We start from the raw sequence: 4,568 nt of genomic DNA, 5'->3' as shown, positions 1-4,568 counted from the left end.
CCCGGGACCCGCCCCGCGGCTCCCGTGCGCGCTCCCGCACCGGCTCCTGGCGGCCCTGCTGCCGCGAGCGGTGCCCGGCCCTGGGCCGCTCCCGCCGCTGCTGTGCCTGTTCCCTGGACTGCTCCTGCGGCGCGGCGGACTGCTCCTGCGGCGCGGCGCCGGGCGCGGGGGCCGGGCCGCGGGGCCGGGCCTCCTCGTCGGACTCCAGCATCTCGGCCAGCTTGCGCAGCCCCCGGTGCGCGGCGGTGCGGACCGCGCCCGAGCGCTTGCCCAGCACCTGCGCCGCGCTCTTCGCGTCCAGGCCGACGACGACCCGCAGCACCACCGCCTCGGCCTGGTCCCGGGGCAGCCGGGAGATCAGGGCCAGGGTGTGGCCGGTGCCGAGCGCCTCCAGCGCCTCGTCCGCCGTGTCGGCACCGCCGGGCAGCCCGGTGAGCTCGCTCTCGTCGCCGCCCACCGCCGGGCGCCGCCCGCGCATCCGCAGATGGTCGAGCGCCCGGTTGCGGGCTATTCGCGCCGCCCAGCCCCGGAAGCGGTCGGCGTCGCCCGTGAAGCGCCCGAGGTCGCGGGCTATCTGCAGCCATGCCTCGGAGGTGACGTCCTCGGCGTCCGGCTCGGCGACGAGGGTGCGGACATAGCCGAGCAGCCGCGGGTGCACGGAGCGGTAGACGGCGCGGAAGGCCGCCTCGTCCCCCTCCTGCGCCGCGCGTACCGCAGCGGTCAGCTCCGCGTCGTCCCCCTGCACGCTTGTGTCTCGCTCCACTCCTGGCGCACCGAACGGTCTTCCCGCGCATCGAACGTCATCGATGCGATGCAGCACGCTAAGCCAAGTGCGCTCACGCGTCCATGCCGGACTGGCGAGTAGGAAGCGCTGGTACGCCCCCGGCACGAGCCGGGTAACAGAATGCGCGCCCCTGGCGCTGAGGTGAGTACGGGCAAGCCGCTGGCGTAGTGCGCCCGTGACCGACGGCGGCCGGGGTCTCTCCTGTGGGGGGTGGCGACCTCGGCCGTCTTCGCGTTTTCCACCCTCTGACCAGGCGCTCCAGGGGAACGGGTGGTGCCGGTCACGAAGAGGTCGCCGTCGGCGCGCCCCGGCGAGCCGCGGCGGGCTACGACACCTCGCCGGCCAGCTTCGTGAAGTCCCCCCAGCTCCGCTTCGGCCGCTCCGGGTCCCACACCTTCTGCGCCATCGCCCGCAGCGGCATCCGAGGGCGGGGCTGTTCCTGGGGGGTGGTCGTTCAGTCGGCCTCTGCGATGAAGACAATCATGTCGTCGGCATCGATGTGCCGAAGGTCGACGCCCGTCCGGGCCGGGGGCGCGTAGGCCGTCGGCGTCCAACCCTGGATCCGCGTCGGGACCCTGTGCCTCTCGTCCCACTCGTCATGTGCGGCGACCGCCAGTACGACCATCGCGACAACGGCAGCGAAGGCGATAAGGTATTGCATGTTGACCTGCTCCATTCAGGTTGGCCGCGCCCCGGGGGTGGTAGGACACCCGCCGGGGTCTGTTCGTGGCCTAGTTGGTTGGGTAGTCAGTCGCTTGTGGGATGACGACCTCGCGAGGGCCCCAGGTGATGCGGCAGGTGCCGTCGGGGTCGATGCGCACCGGCAGGGTCGGCGGGCCCCAGTAGCCGCGGGTGTTGTAGAAGTGCCGCAGCCGCTCCACGCCGTCCCACAGGCGCCGCGGGCCGCTCTGGTGCACGGTCGGCCCCGGCTGGTCGTCGTCCTCCTCGGCGCGCGCCCACGAGCCGTCCGGGCGCACCAGGACCAGCACGCGCCGCCCGCCCTCTTCGGTGTAGCGATAGTCAGTCGGCCCGTAGGCGAGGTAGAGCTGCGTGTTCAGCTCCCACGCGCAGTCCGGATCGAACACCGGATACCGCCCGGTGGTCACCTGCTCGCCCTCGCCGGTGAGCGCCTGCGGCATCTGCTCGATGAGGCCGGGTGGGTAGGTGCCGGTGCCGTCGTGGCGTACGCCCATGAACCCGGCGTGGTACGGCTCCACTCGGCCGACCGCGCCGCCGTCGTCGGTCCTGTCCGCGCCGATGACCATCCCGGTGCCGGTGATGGTGAACACCATCCGGCCCCCCGGCCTCAGTGCGGCCAGCCAGGCGGCAGGTACGGCAGAGACGGACACCATGGCCACGATGCGGTCCCAGGTGCCGGGAAGCCGGGCGGTGGCGTCCACGGTGTGCACGTCGGGCCGGTGCCCGGCATCGGCCAGACGGGCGGCTGCCGCCTGGGTCAGATACGGGTCCACGTCCACCGTGGTCACATGCTGGTCGCCGAGACGGTGGCACAGCAGCGCGGCGGAGTAGCCGGATCCGGTCGCCAGGTCGAGCACCTCCATGCCAGGGGCGATGCGGGCATGCCGGAACATGGCCACCACCAGGCCCGGCAGCGTCGAGGAAGAAGTGGGCCGCCCGGCCGTCCTGGCGTCGTCGGGGGCGTGGTCGGCGTGCTGCCCGTCGATGCTGGTGACCCAGGTCCGGTTGGCGTAGGCCACCCGCAGCCACCGTTCCTCGCGGGAAGGGCCGTCGCCTACGACCATCTCCTGGCCGCCGGACTCCTCGGCCCACCACCAGCGGGGCACGAACAGGTGCCTGGGGGTGTCGGTGACGGCCTGCCGCCAGCGGGAGGTCGGATGCGTGATGTCCTCGGCCAGCTCGGCGGCGCGAGATTTCCAGTTCACACCGATCACATACCTTCAGAAGGAGGGCTTGCAGGCTTCTTGCTCGGCCGGGGCGCAGTCCTCCCCGTCCTGGTCCGGCTTGCACGCCGTGACGGGCGTGGCCGGGAATGGGGACTGCTTGGGTCCGCAGTCCGGCATGGCGGGCTCGCAGCCGTCGCGGGGCCGGCACATGGCGCCATCTCGGGCCGGGACGCGGGCGAGTGCCGCGCGCCACTCAGGCGAGTCCACGAGATCCGGCAGACCCGCCAGGTGGATGCTGCCGACGGACAGGAAGCGGGACATGACGCACAGCGCCACCCGCCCGTCGGGGAGTACGGCTGCCCGGTCCCGGCCGCACCGCCCGCACAGCTGCCCCGGATCGTGATCCGTCGTCTTCGCCGGTGCCCGGTCGCCGTTGCCGATGCGGCGCACGCGGTCCGCACGGAGATCCCCCACGCCCCCCAGGCGCCGCAGCTCGGCACGGGCCTGCTCGGTGCGCTGGCCTTCCAGGACGTGCACCAGCGACGCCCGCAGCGGAATGCCGCGCCGTATCGCCTCGGCGATGTTGGCGCGAGTACGGGCATACGAGCCCCGGCCGCCGGTGATCTGCTCGTGCTCGGCGGGATCGTCGCTGTAGTAGCTGGTCGCCAGGTTCACCCCCGCACGCTCGAAGACGTGCCACAGCGAGGGCCGGACATGGACAAGGTTGGAGAACACCTCCACCCGCATGCCCAGACCGAGCGCTCGATCCACGAGCCGCGGCAGGTGCGGGTGCAGGGTGGGCTCTCCCCCGATGTACTGCACCTGGCGCACCCCCAGGGCGGCGCCCTCGTCGAGGACCCGGTACCAGTCGTCGCGGGTCATGGTGCCGTGGCTCCCCGCCGGGCCGGACTTCGCGTAGCAGTGCAGGGGGCAGCGATTCTGGCATCGGCCGGTGATCTCCAGCGCAAGCGACCGTAATACCACGCTGTCAGCGCTGACTTGCTCCACGGTGAGTGCGCTCATGGTGTTACTCCCTCGGATCGTGGGGATGCTTTCGGGTGGTGCGCCCCCTTGCCCAGACTCTTCCTGACTGAGCTATAGGGGGTAGGCCCGCCCCTCCGCCGGTGCGGGGCGGGGATGTCATCCGACAGAGGGACGGGAGTTGGGGTGCGCTATTCAGCAGGAGTCAGTCAGCGAGCCAGTTGAAGGTTGCCGTCGCTGTCACTTGGTGCCTCCTGGATGAGATTTCTGCTTCAGCTTTCGGACAGCCTCCGTGAACGCTCTGACTTCTTCTGGGGCCAGGTTCCCGAGGCTGACCTTGTACGTCCCGTGATGAATCTCGTGGCAAGGCCCCCGTAGCTCGATGTCGTCGAGCACCACGCCCACCTCTGCCAGCTCCGCATGCAGCTCCCTGGCAGCCCCCTCCGCTTCTTCTCGTTCCTCGTCCGGGAAGCTGAGTCCGGCCATGTGGTTTCACCTCCCGTTGGGTCGTTCGAGATAGATCTGTCGCCCACATTTACTGCACCACCAGCCGCCCCCGGTTCCACGGTTCAGCCTGCGGTGTTCACACCGGCCCCGGGTCATGACGGCACCTCCAGGGCGCCGACCGTGCTCCACTTGACCCGGAGGCGCGGCACCGCAACGGATGCCAACGGGTACTCGGTTTCAGCAGGAAGCACCTGTGCTCTGATCCGCCGGGCCAGCGCGTCGATGCACCGGGCGCAGGCCCAGACCTGGCCATGGTGGTCGTCGGTATTGCACACGCCCACCCACCTGACCCGGACCCCCGACCGTTAACCCCCATCCATCGCCCTGAAGGGCGAGGATTTTCCGTCTGGGGTGGCCTCGGTAGGTTCGGGGCCACCCCTCCGGGTGGGTTCCTGGTTCCTTCCGCCCCTTTCAGGGTGGAGTTGTGCGCG

At 71.2% G+C, this 4,568-nt stretch carries 5 protein-coding genes; all 5 read right to left on the bottom strand.

Annotated elements, in window-relative coordinates; all coding sequences use genetic code 11:
* Positions 1–745, bottom strand: a 745-nt coding sequence (locus tag G5C65_RS31620; RefSeq protein WP_338146757.1) for an RNA polymerase sigma factor, incomplete at its 3' end; no start/stop codon positions are given.
* 493 nt (positions 746–1,238) lie between these two features.
* Positions 1,239–1,445, bottom strand: coding sequence for a hypothetical protein (locus G5C65_RS31615; RefSeq protein ID WP_165302478.1), 207 nt, complete (start codon positions 1,443–1,445; stop codon positions 1,239–1,241).
* Between the two features lie 70 nt (positions 1,446–1,515).
* On the bottom strand, positions 1,516–2,688 hold the full coding sequence (locus tag G5C65_RS31610) for a methyltransferase domain-containing protein (RefSeq protein WP_165302477.1): 1,173 nt from the start codon (positions 2,686–2,688) through the stop codon (positions 1,516–1,518).
* Between the two features lie 15 nt (positions 2,689–2,703).
* Positions 2,704–3,672: a radical SAM/SPASM domain-containing protein gene (locus G5C65_RS31605; protein ID WP_165302476.1), complete on the bottom strand. Its 969-nt coding sequence runs from the start codon at positions 3,670–3,672 to the stop codon at positions 2,704–2,706.
* Between the two features lie 198 nt (positions 3,673–3,870).
* Positions 3,871–4,116, bottom strand: a complete 246-nt coding sequence (locus G5C65_RS31600; protein ID WP_165302475.1) for a hypothetical protein — start codon at positions 4,114–4,116, stop codon at positions 3,871–3,873.
* Positions 4,117–4,568 lie beyond the last annotated feature (452 nt).

Origin of the sequence: Streptomyces boncukensis, from assembly GCF_011045075.1 — a bacterium.
Taxonomy (GTDB): Bacteria; Actinomycetota; Actinomycetes; order Streptomycetales; family Streptomycetaceae; genus Streptomyces; species Streptomyces boncukensis.
Note: the sequence above shows the minus strand (reverse complement) of the source record. Positions and strands in the feature narration are given on the sequence as shown.

What these genes read in the sequence shown, in the direction of transcription:
- G5C65_RS31615 (WP_165302478.1), bottom strand. Translation starts at nt 1,445, where the DNA reads ATGCAATACCTTATCGCCTTCGCTGCCGTTGTCGCGATGGTCGTACTG.
- G5C65_RS31605 (WP_165302476.1), bottom strand. Translation starts at nt 3,672, where the DNA reads ATGAGCGCACTCACCGTGGAGCAAGTCAGCGCTGACAGCGTGGTATTA.
- G5C65_RS31600 (WP_165302475.1), bottom strand. Translation starts at nt 4,116, where the DNA reads ATGGCCGGACTCAGCTTCCCGGACGAGGAACGAGAAGAAGCGGAGGGG.